We start from the raw sequence: 18034 nt of genomic DNA, 5'->3' as shown, positions 1-18034 counted from the left end.
AGGAACACGAAGGACAACGCCATGAGCATCACCCTCACCCCCGCCACGCTCGACGACTGGCAGCGGATCGTGGCCTGGACGGACGCGGAGGGCTGGAACCCCGGGCACGGGGACGCGGCCTGCTTCCTGCCCACCGACCCGGCCGGCTTCTTCGTCGGCCGCGACGACGACGGCCGCATCCTCTCCTCCATCTCCATCGCCAACCACTCCCCCGACTACGCCTTCCTCGGCTTCTACCTCGTCGCGCCCGGCCACCGCGGCCGCGGCCTGGGCCTGGCCACCTGGCGCGCCGCCTTCCCGCACGCCGGCAGCCGCACGGTGGGCCTGGACGCCGTCCCCGCGCAGCGCGAGACCTACCGGCGCTCCGGCTTCGTCCCGGCCCACTCCACCGTCCGCTGGTCCGGCCGCCCTTCGGGCGCCCCCGCACCGGCCGACGTCGTCCCCTTCTCCCCCTCCCACCTCGACGCGGTCGCCGCCTACGACCGCCGCTCCTTCCCCGCCGACCGCCGCGCCTTCCTCTCCCGCTGGCTCGCCGCCCCCGGCCGCACCGCCCGGCTGCGCCTGCGCGACGGCCGCGTCACCGGCTACGGCGTCCTGCGCCCCGCCCGGGAGGGCCACCGCGTCGGCCCCCTGTGCGCGGACACCCGCGAGGACGCCGAGGCCCTCCTCGACTCCCTCACCGCCCACCTCTCCGCCGAGGAGGCCGTCCACCTCGACGTGCCGGAGCCCAACGCCTCCGCCACCGCCCTGGTCCGCGACCGCGGTTACGAGGCGGGCTTCTCGACCACCCGCATGTACGCGGGGACGGCGCCGGAGACGCGGCTGGGGGAGGTGTACGCGGTGGCGAGCCTGGAGCTCGGCTAGCGGCTAGCCGCGGCCGGCCGGCACGGCGAACGCCTCGCGCACCGCCTCCGCGACCTCCGGCAGCCGCCAGTAGGCCGAGTGCGTCCACAGTCCGGCGCCGATCGTGTGCGGCAGCGCGACGTCGGCGGGCGGCGTCCCGTCGGCGAGGCGGAAGACGCGGGAGGCCGCGAAGGCGAGCGGGTCGAGCGGCTGCCAGAGGTTCGTCCAGCGGGCGAGCGACCGGGGCAGGGCGACCGACTCCTCGCCGGCGTACGGCGAGAGCTGCCCGCCCCTCGGGTCGCACAGGTGGAAGTAGGCGGGCTGGGAGCCGAAGGTGAGGAGGGACGACGTCCACAGCGGCTCCCCGGCCGTGGCCATGTCGACGGCGATCACCCCGCCGAGGCTGTGCGCCACCACGCGCACCGGGCGCTCCGGCCCGCCGCCCAGCTCCGGGTCGACCGCCGCGATCCGCTCCCGGATCCGGGCGTGGACCGCGGCGCGGTGACGCTGGTAGACGAGCACGTCGCCGAGGAAGCGGGTGGCGCCCGGGCCGTAGTGGGCGCGCAGTTGGCGGTTGACGCGGCCCGCCACGGCCTCGACGGCGGCGCCCGCGACGCGGTCCAGGTCGCGCAGCCGCCGGCGGAGCAGGGCGCGCAGCCGTCCGTCCCCGCCGCCGCGCAGCCCGTCCCAGGAGTCGTCCTCCTCCGTGACGGCCGCGGCGAGGGCCGTGCCCGCCGCGCGCAGGAGCCCCGGGTCGTCCACGCGGCTCAACCACCGGGCCTCGGGCCAGAGTTCCGCCAGCTCGGCCAGGACGTCGTCGGGGTCCGGCCCGCCGGGCCCCCGGAGGCCGTCGTCGTTGTTCTCCAGCCCCGCCCGGAGCGCGTCCGCGAGGGCGGGCGGCGGCTCCTCGGCGTCCGGCGGAGCGGGGGCGTCGAGGACGGACTCCAGGACGGCCGCGGTCTCCGGGTCCGGCGGCGCGCCGGCCTCGTCCCGCAGCCCGGTGTCCGGCGGGGTGCGCCGCGGCAGCGCGAGGTCCACGTAACGGTCGTCGGCCCCGAGGTCGCCCCAGTACACGGGGACGAGGCCGAGGCCGGTGGCGGCCCGCAGCCCGGCGACGGTGCGGGCGAAGCCCTCCTCGTCGCGGTTGCCGACGCCGTGGATGACGAAGACCGGATCGTCCATGTGCCTTCCGTTCCCTAGGAGTTGAGGACGCGGGCCGCGGGCGAGCCGTAGACCGCGTAGGCCAGCCAGGTCGGGTCGCCGCCCTCGTGGTCCCGGACGGACCGGCGGGCCCGCAGCGACGCCTGGCCCAGCGTGGCCCGCCCGGCGACCAGGCCGCCGTAGAAGGCGTCCGCGAACTCCAGCGCCGAGTCCGAACGGACCGGCCACAGCGTCCCGACGAACGCGCCCGCGCCCGCCCGCAGGAACTGCGGCGCCCACCCCAGACCGCCGGCGAACCAGTCGATCCGGCCCGCGCTGCGGCAGGCGTTGAAGAACACCAGCGGGCGCGTGCCGCGCAGCGCGCCGGACTGCGTCGCGTAGGCGAGGTCGATCGGGTCGAAGGCGCCGTCGCTCATCTTCACGGACGAACCGGCGCCGGTGAAGGCGTTGTGGCAGGCGAAGTGGAGCAGGCCGGACAGCCCTTCGTCGATCAGGTCGCCGACGGCCGCGCGCGCGGCCAGCACCCCGCCGTCCGCGACCCCGCCGCCCAGCGCCCGCCGCACCTTCTCCACCTCGCGCGCGGCGTCGACGGGCGAGCCGGGCGGCACGACGTAGGTGGCGCGCGGCAGGCGGAGCTCCCTGACCCGCTCCTGCCCGAACACGCGGCGCACCACCGGCAGCCACTCGGCGAGGAAGCCGTCGCCCTCGTCGCCGCCGTCCAGCGGGTACAGCAACTCCCAGGGGACCAGGTCGTGTTCGCCGAGGACGGTGAACGACGCGATCCGCCCGGCCTCGGCCCAGAACTGCCGCCGCACGGCGTCCGGCACGGCCGCCGACCACAGCTGCACGCCCAGGTTGCGCAGCCGTCTGCGTGCCGCGTCGCCCTCCTCGCGGCCGGCCTTCCCGGCCGCCGCCGCCATCTTGCGCAGCTCGTCGTAGATCCGCTCGGTCGGGCCCCGCGAGTCGCCGCCGAGCAGGCGGAACGACTCGGGCGCGTAGCACCGTTCGCTGAGGAGCTGGAAGGTGTAGGCGCCGTCGGCGCCCCTGAGCACCTGGAGCGTCACCTCGCCCGGGTCGAACGCCACCGTCGGCAGCACGGCCTCGCGCGCCGGCCCGTCCCGCGTCGGCGTCCCCTCCTCGACGGAGATCTGCGTCCGCGCCTCGCCGAGGAACGTGCCCCCGTGGAACGCCCGCACGGTGACCGTGTGCAGCCCGGTGCGGGTGGTGCGCAGCCCGAACCGCAGGACGTCGGAGTCCCGCCCGGGCGGGACCAGCAGCTCCTGCTGGAGGTCCCCGAGGGCGAGCAGGGCGGGCGCGTGCACGGTGACCAGCAGCCGGGCGCCGGCGGGCGGGAGGGCGAAGGGGCGGAGGGTGACGCCGGGGGCGGTGGTGGCGGTGAGGTCGCGGGTGACCTGGACGTGGAGGGGGACGTCGCGGTGGGGGGACGCCTGCTCGGCGAGTTCGACGGTGAGGCGGCGGGGGTCGTGGGGGGCGGGGGCGGGAGCGGGGGCGGAGCCCGGGTATCCGTAACCCCCGGTCCGCGCGGGCACGGGCCTGCCGGCGTCGACCGGTCCCATGGGCCGGGCGGTCGCCTGCGCCGGGGGTTCGGGCCGGGGGCCGGCCGGGGCGAGGCGGGCCTTGGGGTGCTCGGGCGGGGACGGTCTCAGGGGCAGGGTGGGTTCGGGCTCCTCCGGGGCGTCCGGCGCCTCCGCCTCGCAGGAGTCCTCCGGCGACTCCGGCTCCTCCGGCCCCTCCTGCTCCTCGGACCGGCCGACCTGCCGGGGCGGGGAGCCTTCGAGGGGTCGTGAGACCAGGGGTCCGTCCGGCCCGACCGCCCTCGGCAGCGCCACCGGCCGCCTCACCGGCCGCCCGGAGTCCACATACCCCCAACCGTCCCGACCGTCCAAGTCCAGCGCTTCCGCGACGAACGGCAGCACCCCCTGCCTCAGCAGAGCCGCCATCCACGCGTCGCGCGCGGCCGTCACGTGGTCGGCATCGCCGTCGGGGGCGGGCGCCCGGCGCGACCGCGTCTGCGCGAAGCGCCCCAGCCCCAGCACCGTCGTCAGCAGCGCGCCCGGCAGCAGGCCCGTCCACACGAACCAACTGGCCTCCCGCAGGACGCCGGCGACGATGCCGCCGACGGCCAGCGGAGCCGCCTCGATCGCCGCGAGGCGCAACCGCCCGGCGGCGGGCGGCGGTTCGGCGGACCGCTCGGCCGAGGCGTCGACGGCCGCCCGGTACCGGCGGTACTGGACGTCCGCGCGCGCGGCGATCGCGTCCTGCGCGGCCAGCGCGCTCGCCCGCACCCACGCCGCCGACGGCCCCGGCACGATCCGCAGCGCCTCGTCCAGCACCCTCTCGAACGCCGCCCGGTCCTCGGGCCGCAATGGTGTCGCTCCGCCCACGGCGAATCCCCCGTGTCATCCGTCCCGTTCCGAACGTACCGACTCCCGGCGGACTTCGGGGCCGGAAAACCGTTTGCCCCCGCTCCTAGGATCGGTCCCATGACCGACATCGACCGTCTGCTCGCCGCCTACGACGAGCACATGCGCGGCGCCCCGCCCGTCCTCCCCGCCGGCGTCCGCTGCGAGCGGGACGGCCCGGTCCTGCGCGTCGTCGGCGACGTGCGCGGTTTCGTGGCGGCGCCGCGCGACACGGGGCTGCGCGGGACCGCGCTGGACGAACTGATCGTGCGGCAGCGGGACTTCTACGCGGCGCGCGGGGAGCCCGTCGAGTGGAAGCTCCACGCGCACGACGTGCCGGAGGACCTGCCGCGGCGGCTGCGGGCCGCCGGGTTCGTGCCGGACGAGCCGGAGACCGTCCTCGTCGGACGTGCCGCCGAGGTGGCGGCGCCGCCCGTCCTCCCCGACGGCGTCGTCCTGCGCCGCGTCACGCGGGACGCGGACATGCGCCGCATCGCCGCGATGCAGTCCGACGTCTGGGGGGAGGACTGGAGCTGGATCGGCGACGACCTGATCGCCCGCGTCGCCGCCGCGCCGGACGACATCGTCGTCATGGTGGCGGAGGCGGCGGGCGAAGTGGTGTGCGCCGCCTGGCTGGTGTACCACCCGGGCGGTGACATCGCGAGCCTGTGGGGCGGTTCGACGCTCGCCGCCTGGCGGCGGCGGGGGATCTACCGCGCGCTCGTCGCCGCCCGCGCGCGACTGGCCGTCGCGCGCGGCGTGACGTACCTCCAGGTGGACGCCTCGGACGACAGCGCGCCCGTTCTGCGCCGGCTGGGCTTCCGCGCGGTGACGACGAGCACACCGTACGTCTGGTCGCCGCGTACCATGCGGGCGTGATCGCCTATGCACCAGCAGCCCTGTTCCTCGTCCTCTTCGCCGTCGGCGTGCTGCGCGACCGACGGCGTTTCAGCAACGCCGTCCATCTGGGACTCGCCTGTATATCCCTGCTCTTCGCGCTGACCGCGGTCGCGCACCGCGGGCACCCGGGGGCGGCCGAGGTCCTGGTGGCGCTCGTGCTGCTGGTGCCGTTCCTCGGCGCGTTCATCCTCCCCGCGCTGCTGATCGCCAACGGCGTGAAGATGATCCGCAAGGAGGGGCGCAGCCCGAAGAACCTGCTCTCCTTCCTCCTCGGCCTCGGCATCTTCGGTCTGATCGGGCTGCTGGTGGCGGCGTTCGTCACCCACTCCTGGGGGCTGGGTGTCGCGGTCGGCACGGCGCTGGTGATCGCCGCCTACGTCTCCTTCCTCTTCTTCTGCTTCATCGGCTACGCGTTCCTCTACGGGCGGATGCGGCCGCGCCGCGACGCGGACTTCGTGGTCGTCCTCGGGTCGGGCCTGATCGGCGGCGAGCGCGTCCCGCCGCTGCTCGCCGGCCGGCTGGAGCGCGGCCGCCAGGTCTACGAGGCGCAGGCCGCGCGCGGCAAGCCCCCCGTCCTCATCACGTCCGGCGGCCAGGGCCCCGACGAGAAGCTGCCCGAGTCCCACGCGATGGCGGACTACCTCACGGAGCGCGGCTTCCCCGCCGAACACCTCCTGCGCGAGGACCGCTCCCGCACCACCGAGGAGAACCCCGCCTACAGCAAGGCCATCATGTCGGCCGCGCTCCCGGACTACCGGTGCGTCATCGTCACCAACAACTACCACGCCTTCCGCGCCGCCCTGATGGCCCGCAAGACCGGCGTCAACGGCCAGGTCGTCGGCTCCCCGACGGCCGCGTACTTCTGGCCGAGCGCGACGATACGGGAGTTCGTGGCCGTCTTCCTCCAGCACAAGCTGGTCAACTTCACGATCTGCGGACTGATCGCGCTGGCCGGTGCGTCGGGGTGGCTGGCCGGCCGCTGACCCTCCCGCCGCGACGCCCGCGGGGCGGCCGTCGACGAACGGCGTCGCCGGCCGACAACCCCGCTCGGGTCGGTGCGGTGGACACCACGTCGTGGCGCTCGTCGGCTTCTTCGCCGTACGCTCCCAGGCCGACGTCAAGGAGCACGACCGGGCCCCACGTCCTCGTGGGCAGGGAGAAGGCGGCGGCACGCGGCGTTCGGGTTCAATGACGCCTCCGGCGCACCGCGTCCAGCCACTGCGACCGGAGGATCTCGTACTGGCGGCGCTCGGCGAGGGTCAGGGGGCGGCCGTCGCGGTCGGTGAGGAAGGCGCGGATCGCCTCGTTGATCTCCTCGGGACGCGACTGGGCCGAGGGTGGTGGGGGCATGGGATCAGGGTACGGAGGACGTCCGGCGCCGGCAGCCGATCGGCGATTCGTCATCGTCCCGGGCGCCCCATGGGCCCCGCCCTCGGCGGAGTGCTCGTGAGCGATCCGGATTCCGGGCCCGCGCCCTCGGGGTGCGGCGGGCGGGCCGTCGCGTGCTCCGGGGAGTCGCCCCGGCCCCGTCACCGGGCCCGCGGCCGCAGCCCCGCCTCGAAGCGCCCCCGGACGCTCGCGACGAACAGCGCGTGGACCCGCTCGGGCTCCAGCTCGTCGAGGCCGGGCGGTATGGGAGCCCCGGCGAGGGCGAGGACGTCGGCCGGGGACATGGCGCCTTTCGACTGGTTGCAGGGTTCGCAGGCGAGGACGACGCCACCGGGTGCGCCTCTTGGGCGCAGGCATATGGGAACGACGTGGTCGAGGGTCATCTCCGTTTCGCGGAGGAAGATCGTGCCGCAGTAGAAGCAGGAGTTTCCGTCGCGGCGGAGAATGCGACGGCGTTGGAGCAGTCGGCCCATCCCCGGATCGTAGCCCCGGGGGCAGGCCCGCATCGGCGGCTTTCGCCGATCCGTCCGCGGTTCCCCGGTTGATCACGCCGTAATCCGGATTCGCCCTGCCGGCGGGCCGTCGAAGGAATCGACGGTTCAATTCCTTGTAGGGGTAAGGGAATTCATTCACGTTTGGCCGCGGAGTGCGCCGTTTCGCCTGATGCGACGGCGTCCCACGGCCCCGGGGAAACGAATCCCCGCGCCTTGCACTTGGCACACGCCCCCCGGGCGCAACGCTTTGCGCACGGGCGGAACGCGCCGAGCGCGCGCCTCGGGCGCACTCTCCCCTCTTCCGCATATTCATTGCGATGTTGCGATTGTCCTACTTACTTTGGGTGGTGCGCGGGCCACCGCTCGGGGCGCTTCGCGAGAAGTCCCCAAGGCCCGCCGCACAGGCGCCTGTTGATCGCCTCGTCCCCGACGAATCCGAAGGAGAACGCCATGACGTACGAGCGTCCCACCGTCGCCAAGGCCGGCAGCTTCCGCAAGGTGACCGGCATCAAGAACACCGGCCCGAAGGACGTGCTCGGCGGCAAGCAGCTCCTCTGATCCACCACGGCCGGGTGGCGGCGTCCGGCCGCCCCCGGCCACCCCCTCCCACGCCCGGCGCACCGCACGCCCGGCGCAACACACATCCGGCGGACCGACAGACGGAGGACGCGACCGACCATGGAGCAGACCCTCTCCCTCCGGACCGTCCCCGCCTGGTTCGTCGTCCTCCCCGACACCGGCGCGGCGGCCCCCCTCGCCCGCGCCGCCCGCCCCCACGCGCACCGCACGCTCCGGCACGCGTCCGGAAGGCCCTGGCTGATGGGCCGTTGGGATCCCGCGACCATGACGGTGGGCGAACACGGCGGCTTCCGCGTCGCGGTGACCGGCGAGCACGCCGTCACCCCGCGGCAGGCCGGACGGGCCGCCGCGGCGGCCGCCCGGGCCGGCTCGCTCGACGCGCTCGACCGGGCCGCCGACTGGCCCGGCAGCTTCCACCTCGTCGCCGCCGGCCCCGGCGGCGTCCGCGTACGGGGCTGCGCGGTGGGCCTGCGCCGGGTCTTCCGCGCCGCCGCCGGCGGGGTGGGCGTCGCCGCCGACCGGGCCGACGTCCTCGCCGAACTCACCGGCGCCGCGCTGGACGAGGGCCGCGTCGCCCTCGCCCTGCTCACGCCCGGCACGCCGTACCCCTGGGCGGGCGAGCCCCTCTGGCGGGGCGTGCACGCCGTCCCGGGCGGCCACCACCTCACGCTGCGCGCCGACGGACGCGTCCGCACGGCGCGTTGGTGGTCGCCGCCCGACCCGGTCCTGCCCCTCGCCGAAGGGGCCGCCCGGCTGCGGGACGCGCTCGTCGAGGCGGTCGGGATCCGCACCCTCGGGCCCGGCGTGGTCAGCACGGACCTGGGCGGGCTGGACTCGACGGCCGTATGCTGCACGGCCGTTCGCGGCGACGCCCGGATCGTCGCCTACACCGCCGCGCTGCACGACACGGCCGGCGACGACGTGTACTGGGCCGAGCGGACCGTCCGGGCCCTGGACGGCGTCGAGCACCACGTCGTACCCGCCGGCGACGTGGCGCTGACCTTCGACGGGATCGACACCCTCGCCGACGTGCTGGACACCCCCAGCATCCTCACCGTCGACCGCAACCGCCGCATGGGCATCGTGGAACGCGCCGCGGCCCGCGGATCCCGGCTGCACCTCACCGGGCTCGGCGGCGACGAACTCCTCGCCGGCACCCCCGCCCGGCTGCACGGCCTGCTCCTCGCCCACCCCCGCACCGCCCTGCGCGCCGTCCGCGGATACGCCGCCAAGTACCAGTGGTCGCGCCGCCGGACGCTGCGGCAGCTGCTCGACCGGCGCCCCTACCGGTCCTGGGCCGAGCGGGTCGCCCGCGACCTCACGGCCCCGGCGGCCGCCCCCGACGAGCCCCTGCTCGACTGGTCGGTGCCGCCCCGCATGCCGCCCTGGGCGACGGACGACGCCGTCGCCGCGGTCCGCGAACGCCTGCGCGCCGACGGTCCCGTCCGGCCGCGCGGCAGGAACCGCGGCGAGCACCGCGAGCTGGTCGCCATGGACGGCATCTCCCAATGGGCCCGCCACATCGGGCAGATGGCGGCCCCGCTCGGCATCGCGGTCTCCGCCCCCTACTACGACGTCCGCGTCATCGAGGCCGCCCTCTCCGTCCGCCCCGCCGAACGGATCACCCCCTGGCGGTACAAGCCGCTCGTCGCCGAGGCCATGCGCGGCATCGTCCCCGAGGGCAGCCGCACCCGCGCCACCAAGGCGAACGCCACCTTCGAGGAGGAGGCGGGGCTGCGCGACCACCGCCGGTCCCTGCTCGCCCTGTGCGACGACGCGCGGCTGGCCCGGCTCGGCGTCGTCGACCAGGCCGTCCTGCGCGACTGGTGCCGCCGCTCCCTCCCGGCGGAGACCGGCAGCGGAACGCTCCACCCCACGATCGCCTGCGAAGTGTGGCTGCGCAGCCGCGAGCCGGCCCCCCGCCCGGCCACGGCCGACGGAACGAGGTGACGGAACGACATGGCGGAAACGCTCACGCTGAAACCCGGCGTCCTGCTGACCGAGACCGAGTACGGCATGGCCCTCCTCGACGAGAGGACCGCCGAGTACTGGACGCTCAACCCGACCGCCGCGCTCGTCCTGCGCACGCTGCTCGACGGGCACGGCACCGGGCGGGCGGCCGAGCTGCTGACCGAGCGGTACGAGGACGTGGACCCGGAGACGGCGGGCGAGGACGTCCGCCGCGTCGTGGCGGAGCTGCGCGCCGCCGGCCTCGTCGCCGCTTCCTGAACGCGCCCGCCGGCGCCGCCCGTTGGAGGCCCGCATGTCGACCCATGAAGCGCTCCCCTACGACCCGCGCGCCGTTCCGCTCGGCCGCCGCCTCGCGGCGCGGCTCGCCGTCGGGGGCGCCCGGCTGCTGACGCTGCTGCCGCCGCACCGCATCCGCGCGGTCCTCGCCCGGCTGCGGGGCACCGTCCCGCCCGCCACGCCCGCCGAGGCGGGTTCCGCGCGGGAGACGGTGCTCGCCGTGAGCCTGGCGGCCGGCGGGCAGAAGGGCTGCCTGGCGCGCTCCCTGGCCACGGTGCTGCTGTGCCGGTGGGACGGCCGGTGGGCCACCTGGTGCGTGGGCGTGCGCACCCGGCCGCCGTTCGCCGCGCACGCGTGGGTGGAGGCCGACGGCGTCCTGGTGGGCGAGGACGCGCCGGCCGGCTACTTCCAGTGTTTCTTCCGCGTGGAGTGAGCGATGAGGGCACCGGCACCCGGCGGCCCGGCCCACCGGGCCCTGCTCCGCCACCTGCGCCCGCAGCGGGGCCGCATGGCCGCGGGCGTCGCCGTCGGCCTGGCGGGCGGCGTCCTGGGCCTGGCCCAGCCGCTCGCCGCCCGGCGCATGGTGGACGACCTGGGCCGGGGGCACGCGGCCATCGGGCCCGTCCTGCTCCTCAGCCTGCTGGTGGTCGCCGGGGCGGTGCTCGCGGGGCTGGGGTACTACGTCCTGCAGTGCTCGGCCGAGGCCGTCGTGCGCGCGGCGCGCGGCCGGCTCGCCCACCGCCTGCCGCGGCTGCGGGTCCCCGTGGTCGACACCACCGAACCCGGCGACCTGATCGCCCGGCTGACGTCCGACACGACGCTGCTGCGCCAGGCCGCCCCGCTCGCGGTGTCCGCCGCGGTCAACGGGACGCTGATGACGGTGGCGACCGTCGTCATGATGGGCGTCCTCGACCCCGTGCTGCTCTGCGCCACCCTGGGCGTCGTCGCCTTCGTCGGCGTCCTCGTCGCGCTCGTCGCCCCCGCGATCGGCCGGGCCACCCGCGACACGCAGGAGGCGGTGGGCCGCCTCGGGGCCTCGCTGGAACGGGCGTTGGGCGCCTTCCGCACCGTCAAGGCGTCCGGCGCCGAGCGCCGGGAGACCGAGGCCCTGGAGCGCGCCGCCGAGGAGGCCCGGCGCACCGGGGTGCGGGCCGCCGCCTGGGAGTCGGTGTCGGCGACGGCGACGGCCGTGGTGCTCCAGATCTGCTTCCTGGTGGTGCTGGGGGTGGGCGGCGCACGGGTCGCCTCGGGGGCCATCGGCGTCTCCACGCTCGTCGCGTTCCTGCTGTACCTCTTCGCACTGGCCCCCCGGGTCGGTCAAGTGGTGGAGGGCGTAGGACAGTTCCAGGTCGCGTCGGCGGCCGCGCTGCGCATCGCGGACGCGGAGCGGCTGGAGGTGGAACGGGTGGAGGGCGCCGGGGAGCCGGGGCCGCCCGTCGCCGTGGCCTTCCGCGAGGTCAGCTTCGCGTACGGGGCGCGCCCCGTCCACCGCGCGGTCTCCTTCGCCGTTCCCGCGCGCGGGCTGACGGCCTTCGTCGGGCCGTCCGGCGCGGGCAAGACGACGCTGCTGTCCCTGATCGAGCGGTTCTACGAGCCGGGTTCGGGGTGCGTCCTGCTGGACGGCGAGGACGTGCGGCACTGGCCGCTGGCCCGGCTGCGGGCCCGCATCGGGTACGTCGAGCAGGACGCGCCCGTCCTGGCGGGGACCCTGCGCGACAACCTCACGCTCGGCACGGCCGGCTGTCCCGACGCGGACATCGCGCGGGTCCTGCGCCTGACCCGGCTGGACGAGGTGGTCGCGCGGCTGCCCCGGGGGCTGGACACGGCGGTAGGCCACCGCGGCAGCCGGCTCTCCGGCGGGGAGCGCCAGCGGGTGGCCATCGCCCGCGCCCTGCTGCGCCGCCCCGGGCTGCTGCTCCTGGACGAGGCCACCTCCCAGCTCGACGCCGCGAACGAGGCCGCGCTCCGCGCCACCATCGCGGCCGCCGCCCGGGACACGACGGTCCTGGTGGTGGCGCACCGGCTGTCCACCGTGACGTCGGCCGACCGGATCGTGGTCATGGAGGCGGGCCGGGTGCGGGCCGTCGGCTCGCACGGCGAACTGCTCGCCCGGGACGGCCTGTACGCGTCGCTGGCGCGGACGCAGTTGCTCACGTCCTGAGGCCGCGTGTTCCGGATCACCTTCCCGACCGGGCGCCAAGTACCCGTCCCACCCCCTAAGCTGACGCGTGCAGCCGGTTCGCCCCGTCCGCCAGGCGGGGGCGTCGCAAGAGGGAACCCGGTGGGAATCCGGGACTGCCCCGCAGCGGTGAGCGGGAACGACCGCCGTCATGAGCACTGGGCCCGAGTACGGAGGGCCTGGGAAGCGACGGCCAGTAGGAGTCTCCCATGTCAGGGGGACGCGCCCGCGAGTCCGAAGACCTGCCGGCCGCCCGTGCGCGAAACACTCGTGCGCGGACAACCGGTGACCTCGAGGGCGGGTCGGCGTACATACCAGACGGTCGCACCGTGCCTTGCCGCGCACGCCCGCGCCGTCCGGTCCGTCACCCCTTCGCGCTCTCGTCCCGTCACCGGGACCTCAGGGATCCGTCTCGCGAAGGAGATCTCCGTGACCACCAAGCCCGCAGCCGCGGCAGCACGGGCCACCGTGTACGGCTACCCCCGTCAGGGTCCGGACCGGGAGCTGAAGAAGGCCGTCGAGGGGTACTGGAAGGGCCGCGTCGGCGCGGACGCCCTCCGTTCCACGGCCGCCGGACTGCGCCGCGCGAACTGGGAACAGCTCGCCGCGGCCGGCATCCACGAGGTGCCGACCGGTGACTTCTCGTACTACGACCACGTCCTGGACACCACCGTCATGGTGGGGGCGGTCCCGGCACGTCACCGCGCGGCCGTCGAGGCCGACGCCCTGGACGGCTACTTCGCCATGGCGCGCGGCACCCAGGACGTGGCGCCGCTGGAGATGACGAAGTGGTTCGACACGAACTACCACTACCTCGTGCCGGAGTTGGGACCGGACACGGTGTTCACGGCCGACCCGGCCAAGCAGGTGGCGGAGCTGCGCGAGGCCCTCGGCCTGGGCCTGGCCGCCCGGCCCGTGCTCGTCGGGCCCGTCACCTATCTCCTGCTGGCGAAGCCCGCGCCGGGCGTGGCGGCGGACTTCGACCCGCTGACCCTGCTGGACCGGCTGCTGCCGGTGTACGCCGAGGTCCTCGCCGACCTGCGGGCGGCCGGCGCCGAGTGGGTGCAGCTGGACGAGCCGGCCCTGGTGCAGGACCGGTCCCGGGCCGAACTCAACGCGGCCGCGCGGGCCTACCGGGACCTCGGCGCGCTCACCGACCGGCCGAAGCTCCTGGTCGCCTCGTACTTCGACCGGCTGGGCGACGCGCTGCCGGTGCTGGCCGCGGCCCCGGTCGAGGGGCTCGCCCTGGACTTCACGGAGCGCGCCGCCGCCAACCTGGACGCGCTGGCGCGCGTCGGCGGGCTGCCCGGCAAGCGCCTGGTCGCGGGCGTGGTGGACGGCCGCAACATCTGGGTCAACGACCTGGAGAAGTCCCTGTCGACGCTGGGCACTCTGCTCGGTCTCGCCGACCGGGTCGACGTCGCGGCCTCCTGCTCCCTCCTGCACGTGCCCCTGGACGCGGCGGCCGAGCGGGACATCGAGCCGCAGATCCTGCGCTGGCTGGCCTTCGCGCGGCAGAAGGCGGCCGAGGTCGTCACCCTCGCCAAGGGCCTCTCCCGGGGCACCGGCGCGATCACCGCCGAGCTCGCCGCCAACCGGGCCGACCTGGCGTCCCGTTCGAACTCGCCGATCACCTACGACCCCGCCGTGCGGGCCCGTGCCGCCGCCGTGACGGAGGCCGACGCCCGCCGCTCGCAGCCGTACGCCGCGCGGGCCGCCGCCCAGCGGGCGCACCTCGGGCTGCCGCTGCTGCCGACGACGACCATCGGCTCCTTCCCGCAGACCGCCGAACTGCGCACGGCGCGGGCCGACCTGCGCGCGGGCCGCATCGACGCGGAGGGCTACGAGGAGCGGATCAGGGCGGAGATCCAGGAGGTGATCTCCTTCCAGGAGAAGACCGGCCTGGACGTGCTGGTGCACGGCGAGCCCGAACGCAACGACATGGTCCAGTACTTCGCCGAGCAGCTGAAGGGCTACCTGGCGACGCAGCACGGCTGGGTGCAGTCCTACGGGACCCGGTACGTGCGTCCGCCGATCCTGGCCGGCGACATCTCCCGGCCGGAGCCGATGACGGTCCGCTGGACGACGTACGCGCAGTCGCTGACGAGCCGGCCCGTCAAGGGCATGCTCACCGGTCCGGTCACCATGCTGGCCTGGTCCTTCGTCCGTGACGACCAGCCGGCGGCCGAGACCGCCCGGCAGGTCGCCCTCGCCCTGCGGGACGAGGTCAACGACCTGGAGGCGTACGGCACGTCGGTGATCCAGGTGGACGAGCCGGCGCTGCGGGAGACGCTGCCGCTGCGGGCCGCCGACCGCCCGGCGTACCTGGCCTGGGCGACGGAGGCGTTCCGGCTGACCACGGGCGGCGTGCGGCCCGTCACCCAGATCCATACGCACATGTGCTACGCGGAGTTCGGCGACATCGTCGAGGCCATCGACGACCTGGACGCCGACGTCATCAGCCTGGAGGCGGCCCGCTCCCACATGCAGGTGGCGCGCGAGCTGGCCGCGCACGGCTATCCGCGCGAGGCCGGGCCGGGGGTGTACGACATCCACTCCCCGCGGGTTCCGAGCGCGGAGGAGGCGGCGTCCCTGCTGCGCACGGGACTTGAGGCCATTCCCGCCGAGCGGCTGTGGGTGAACCCCGACTGCGGGCTGAAGACCCGCGGCTGGCCCGAGACGCGGGCCTCGCTGGAGAACCTGGTCGCCGCGGCCCGGACCGTCCGCGGGGAGGTCGCGGGGTCCTGACCGCCTGAACCGGCCCGCCGGAGAAGGGGCGTTCGCGCGCCCCTTCTTCGGCATGCCCGCGTGCGGGATGCCCCGTCCGGCCCGTGCACCACAACATGTGGGGGTGGCATCACCCGCTCGTTCCTCCATGTAGTGTTGGCGGTGCTGGTGGTTCGCCGGGCACTGCCGTGCCGGGCGAGGCAAGAGGGAATCCGGTGGAAGTCCGGGACTGCCCCGCAGCGGTGAGCGTGGAACGACCGCCGTCATGAGCACTGGGCCCGGCCCGCGGGCCCGGGAAGCGACGGCCAGTAGAAGTCCTCCGTACCCATGCGCGTACGGCCGGGGCGTGCCCGCGAGTCCGAAGACCTGCCACCGGCGCGTGCGCCGAGGAACGGCGTACGCGCTCCGAGGCCCCGAGGGAGGGCCGCGTGGCAGTCGCACGGTCCGGGACGGGTGTGTCTTCTTCCGCCGCCCCGGCGCCCGTTCGCACCCGCCGCGACGCCCCCGCCCTCCCGGTCCTCGGACGGACGACGTGGGAGCGAGCGAGAGGAGGCGGCGGCCGATGAGCGGTCTCGTGTATTTCTCCAGCGTCTCGGAGAACACCAAGCGGTTCGTGGAGCGGCTGGGGCTGCCCGCCACGCGGATCCCCCTGCACCCGCACCGCGAGGGCGTGCCGGCGGTCACCGCGCCGTACGTGCTGGTCGTGCCGACGTACGGCGGCGGCGCGCCGGGGGGCGCGGTCCCCAAGCAGGTGATCCGCTTCCTGAACATCGAGGCCAACAGGGCCCTGCTGCGGGGCGTGATCGCCTCCGGCAACACCAACTTCGGCGCGGACTACTGCCTCGCGGGACGGGTCGTCTCGGCGAAGTGCGGGGTCCCGGAGCTGTACCGATTCGAACTGCTGGGCACGGAACGCGACGTCCGTGCCGTGAGGGAAGGACTTCGGAAGTTTTGGACACGACACTCGCGCGCAGGGACTACCACGCGCTGAACGCGATGCTGAACATGTACGACTGCCACGGCGGGATCCAGTTCGGCAAGGACCGCGAGGCCGTCCGGCAGTTCTTCCTCCAGCAGGTGAACCCGAACACCCTGGTGTTCCCGTCGCTGGAGGAGAAGCTCGACCACCTGATCACGAACGACTACTACGAGGAGGCGCCGTTCCGGCGCCACGACGCGGAGTTCGTCAAGGGCCTGTACCGGCGGGCGTACGCGCACGGGCACCGCTTCCGCACCTTCCTGGGCGCTTTCAAGTTCTACACGTCGTACGCGCTGAAGACCTTCGACGGCTCGCGCTACCTGGAGCGGTACGAGGACCGGGTCGTCGCCACCGCCCTGTACCTGGGCGCCGGTGACGAGGCCCTGGCGTCGCGGCTGGTGGACGAGATGATGACGGGCCGCTTCCAGCCGGCCACCCCCACGTTCCTCAACGCCGGGAAGGCGCAGCGCGGCGAGCTGGTCTCCTGCTTCCTGCTGCGTGTCGAGGACAACCTGGAGTCCATCGGACGCGGCGTCAACTCCGCGCTCCAGCTCTCGAAGCGTGGCGGCGGCGTGGCCCTGCTGCTGACCAACCTGCGCGAACAGGGCGCCCCGATCAAGAAGATCGAGAACCAGTCGTCGGGGGTCGTCCCGGTGATGAAGCTGCTGGAGGACTCCTTCTCGTACGCCAACCAGCTCGGGGCCCGGCAGGGCGCGGGCGCGGTGTACCTGCACGCCCACCACCCGGACATCATGCGGTTCCTGGACACCAAGCGGGAGAACGCGGACGAGAAGATCCGCATCAAGACGCTCTCGCTGGGCGTGGTGGTCCCCGACGTCACCTTCGAACTCGCCAAGCGCGACGAGGACATGCACCTGTTCTCGCCGTACGACGTCGAGCGCGAGTACGGCAGGCCGCTGTCGGACCTGTCGGTGAGCGCACTCTACGACGAGCTGGTCGCCAACCCGCGCGTCCGCAAGTCCACGCTGCGCGCACGGGAGTTCTTCAAGACGGTCGCGGAGCTGCAGTTCGAGTCGGGCTACCCGTACCTGCTGTTCGAGGACACGGTCAACCGGGCCAACCCGATCCCCGGCTGGATCAACATGTCCAACCTCTGCTCGGAGATCCTCCAGGTCAACACGCCCAGTACGTACGACGCGTCGCTCGGCTACGAGACGGTCGGCAGGGACATCTCCTGCAATCTGGGGTCGCTGAACATCGCCGCCGCGATGGCCTCCCCGGACTTCGGCGCGACCGTGGAGACCGCGGTGCGCGGGCTGACGTCGGTCTCCGACCAGTCGCACATCGACGCCGTGCCGTCCGTGGCCCGCGGCAACGCCCTCTCCCACGCCATCGGCCTCGGCCAGATGAACCTGCACGGCTACCTCGCCTCGCGGCGCGTCCACTACGGCAGCGAGGAGGGCGTCGACTTCACCGACATGTACTTCTACGCGGTGACCTACCACGCGCTGCGCGCCTCGAACCGGATCGCGATCGAACGCGGCACGGCCTTCGACGGGTTCGAGGACTCGGCGTACGCCGACGGCTCGTACTTCGAGAAGTACACCGAGCGGGTGTGGGAGCCGGCCACCGCGCGGGTGCGCGCCCTGTTCGCCGAGGCGGGGGTGCGCCTGCCCACCCGGGACGACTGGCGCGCACTGCGGGACTCCGTCCGGGAGCACGGCATCTACAACCAGTACCTCCAGGCCGTCCCGCCCACCGGCTCCATCAGCTACATCAACGACGCCACCGCCTCCCTCCACCCGGTCGCCGCCAGGGTGGAGATCCGCAAGGAGGGCAAGCTCGGCCGCGTCTACTACCCGGCGCCGCACATGGACGACGACAACCAGGAGTTCTTCCGGGACGCGTACGAGATCGGCCCCGAGAAGATCATCGACACGTACGCGGCGGCCACCCGGCACGTCGACCAGGGGCTGAGCTGCACCCTCTTCTTCCGTGACACCGCCACCACCCGGGACCTGAACAAGGCGCAGATCCACGCCTGGCGCAAGGGCCTCAAGACGCTCTACTACATCCGGCTCCGCCAGGAGGCGCTGGCCGGCACCGGGATCGAGAACTGCCTGTCCTGCGCACTGTGAGGAACGTACCGACG

General features: G+C 74.6%; 15 protein-coding genes and 2 riboswitches. Of the genes, 11 read left to right on the top strand and 4 right to left on the bottom strand.

The window, feature by feature from the left end; translation table 11 throughout:
• Nucleotides 1-21 precede the first annotated feature (21 nt).
• The gene (locus AC230_RS11740; protein WP_049716085.1) at nucleotides 22-864 is read left to right on the top strand and encodes a GNAT family N-acetyltransferase; all 843 of its coding nucleotides are present in this window, start codon (nucleotides 22-24) and stop codon (nucleotides 862-864) included.
• 3 nt (nucleotides 865-867) lie between these two features.
• On the opposite strand, the gene AC230_RS11735 is transcribed toward AC230_RS11740, so the two are convergent.
• Together AC230_RS11735 and AC230_RS11730 are read right to left on the bottom strand one after the other, a co-directional pair.
• On the bottom strand, nucleotides 868-2025 hold the full coding sequence (locus AC230_RS11735; RefSeq protein ID WP_049716084.1) for a hypothetical protein: 1158 nt from the start codon (nucleotides 2023-2025) through the stop codon (nucleotides 868-870).
• A 14-nt stretch (nucleotides 2026-2039) separates the two neighbouring features.
• Nucleotides 2040-4409, bottom strand: coding sequence for a CHAT domain-containing protein (locus AC230_RS11730; RefSeq protein WP_157868558.1), 2370 nt, complete (start codon nucleotides 4407-4409; stop codon nucleotides 2040-2042).
• 99 nt (nucleotides 4410-4508) lie between these two features.
• Between AC230_RS11730 and AC230_RS11725 the strand changes: the two genes are divergently transcribed.
• Together AC230_RS11725 and AC230_RS11720 are read left to right on the top strand one after the other, a co-directional pair.
• Nucleotides 4509-5306 carry a GNAT family N-acetyltransferase gene (locus AC230_RS11725; RefSeq protein ID WP_049716082.1) on the top strand — a complete coding sequence of 266 codons (798 nt, stop codon included), beginning with the start codon at nucleotides 4509-4511 and terminating at the stop codon, nucleotides 5304-5306.
• The gene (locus AC230_RS11720) at nucleotides 5303-6310 is read left to right on the top strand and encodes a YdcF family protein (protein WP_049716081.1); all 1008 of its coding nucleotides are present in this window, start codon (nucleotides 5303-5305) and stop codon (nucleotides 6308-6310) included. The genes AC230_RS11725 and AC230_RS11720 overlap by 4 nt, the downstream gene beginning before the upstream one ends.
• A gap of 202 nt (nucleotides 6311-6512) precedes the next feature.
• Here the strand turns inward: AC230_RS11720 and AC230_RS32995 are convergent, their stop codons facing one another.
• Entirely contained in the window at nucleotides 6513-6677 is a 165-nt protein-coding gene (locus AC230_RS32995; RefSeq protein WP_198535502.1) for a hypothetical protein, read from the bottom strand.
• A 179-nt stretch (nucleotides 6678-6856) separates the two neighbouring features.
• Complete coding sequence (locus AC230_RS31945) at nucleotides 6857-7189, bottom strand: HNH endonuclease (protein ID WP_157868557.1); 333 nt, start codon at nucleotides 7187-7189, stop codon at nucleotides 6857-6859.
• 471 nt (nucleotides 7190-7660) lie between these two features.
• Here AC230_RS31945 and AC230_RS31940 point away from each other — a divergent pair, with 471 nt between their 5' ends.
• The 8 genes from AC230_RS31940 (at nucleotide 7661) to nrdE (ending at nucleotide 18020) form a co-directional block, all read left to right on the top strand.
• On the top strand, nucleotides 7661-7768 hold the full coding sequence (locus AC230_RS31940) for a keywimysin-related RiPP (RefSeq protein WP_107082118.1): 108 nt from the start codon (nucleotides 7661-7663) through the stop codon (nucleotides 7766-7768).
• 120 nt (nucleotides 7769-7888) lie between these two features.
• Nucleotides 7889-9739, top strand: a complete 1851-nt coding sequence (locus tag AC230_RS11715; RefSeq protein WP_049716080.1) for a lasso peptide isopeptide bond-forming cyclase — start codon at nucleotides 7889-7891, stop codon at nucleotides 9737-9739.
• 9 nt (nucleotides 9740-9748) lie between these two features.
• Entirely contained in the window at nucleotides 9749-10018 is a 270-nt protein-coding gene (locus AC230_RS11710; protein ID WP_049716079.1) for a lasso peptide biosynthesis PqqD family chaperone, read from the top strand.
• A 34-nt stretch (nucleotides 10019-10052) separates the two neighbouring features.
• The gene (locus AC230_RS11705; protein ID WP_049716078.1) at nucleotides 10053-10469 is read left to right on the top strand and encodes a lasso peptide biosynthesis B2 protein; all 417 of its coding nucleotides are present in this window, start codon (nucleotides 10053-10055) and stop codon (nucleotides 10467-10469) included.
• 3 nt (nucleotides 10470-10472) lie between these two features.
• Complete coding sequence (locus AC230_RS11700) at nucleotides 10473-12197, top strand: ABC transporter ATP-binding protein (RefSeq protein ID WP_049716077.1); 1725 nt, start codon at nucleotides 10473-10475, stop codon at nucleotides 12195-12197.
• A 57-nt stretch (nucleotides 12198-12254) separates the two neighbouring features.
• Nucleotides 12255-12479: riboswitch (cobalamin riboswitch) on the top strand.
• Nucleotides 12480-12644: 165 nt separating this feature from the next.
• Nucleotides 12645-14963, top strand: a complete 2319-nt coding sequence (metE, locus tag AC230_RS11695; protein ID WP_049716076.1) for a 5-methyltetrahydropteroyltriglutamate--homocysteine S-methyltransferase — start codon at nucleotides 12645-12647, stop codon at nucleotides 14961-14963.
• Nucleotides 14964-15094: 131 nt separating this feature from the next.
• Nucleotides 15095-15330, top strand: a riboswitch (cobalamin riboswitch).
• A 174-nt stretch (nucleotides 15331-15504) separates the two neighbouring features.
• Nucleotides 15505-15933 carry a class Ib ribonucleoside-diphosphate reductase assembly flavoprotein NrdI gene (gene nrdI, locus AC230_RS11690; RefSeq protein WP_049716075.1) on the top strand — a complete coding sequence of 143 codons (429 nt, stop codon included), beginning with the start codon at nucleotides 15505-15507 and terminating at the stop codon, nucleotides 15931-15933.
• Complete coding sequence (gene nrdE / locus AC230_RS11685) at nucleotides 15894-18020, top strand: class 1b ribonucleoside-diphosphate reductase subunit alpha (protein WP_049716074.1); 2127 nt, start codon at nucleotides 15894-15896, stop codon at nucleotides 18018-18020. The genes nrdI and nrdE overlap by 40 nt, the downstream gene beginning before the upstream one ends.
• Nucleotides 18021-18034 lie beyond the last annotated feature (14 nt).

The sequence above is a fragment of the Streptomyces caatingaensis genome, from assembly GCF_001187435.1.
Taxonomy (GTDB): domain Bacteria; phylum Actinomycetota; class Actinomycetes; order Streptomycetales; family Streptomycetaceae; genus Streptomyces; species Streptomyces caatingaensis.
The sequence above is the reverse complement of the archived record's forward strand: the minus strand, read 5'-3'. Positions and strand labels throughout refer to the sequence as shown.

Coding starts and splice junctions, on each gene's coding strand:
- AC230_RS11740 (WP_049716085.1), top strand. CDS start 22: ATGAGCATCACCCTCACCCCCGCCACGCTCGACGACTGGCAGCGGATC.
- AC230_RS11735 (WP_049716084.1), bottom strand. CDS start 2,025: ATGGACGATCCGGTCTTCGTCATCCACGGCGTCGGCAACCGCGACGAG.
- AC230_RS11725 (WP_049716082.1), top strand. CDS start 4,509: ATGACCGACATCGACCGTCTGCTCGCCGCCTACGACGAGCACATGCGC.
- AC230_RS32995 (WP_198535502.1), bottom strand. CDS start 6,677: ATGCCCCCACCACCCTCGGCCCAGTCGCGTCCCGAGGAGATCAACGAG.
- AC230_RS31945 (WP_157868557.1), bottom strand. CDS start 7,189: ATGGGCCGACTGCTCCAACGCCGTCGCATTCTCCGCCGCGACGGAAAC.
- AC230_RS31940 (WP_107082118.1), top strand. CDS start 7,661: ATGACGTACGAGCGTCCCACCGTCGCCAAGGCCGGCAGCTTCCGCAAG.
- AC230_RS11715 (WP_049716080.1), top strand. CDS start 7,889: ATGGAGCAGACCCTCTCCCTCCGGACCGTCCCCGCCTGGTTCGTCGTC.
- AC230_RS11710 (WP_049716079.1), top strand. CDS start 9,749: ATGGCGGAAACGCTCACGCTGAAACCCGGCGTCCTGCTGACCGAGACC.
- AC230_RS11705 (WP_049716078.1), top strand. CDS start 10,053: ATGTCGACCCATGAAGCGCTCCCCTACGACCCGCGCGCCGTTCCGCTC.
- AC230_RS11700 (WP_049716077.1), top strand. CDS start 10,473: ATGAGGGCACCGGCACCCGGCGGCCCGGCCCACCGGGCCCTGCTCCGC.
- nrdI (WP_049716075.1), top strand. CDS start 15,505: ATGAGCGGTCTCGTGTATTTCTCCAGCGTCTCGGAGAACACCAAGCGG.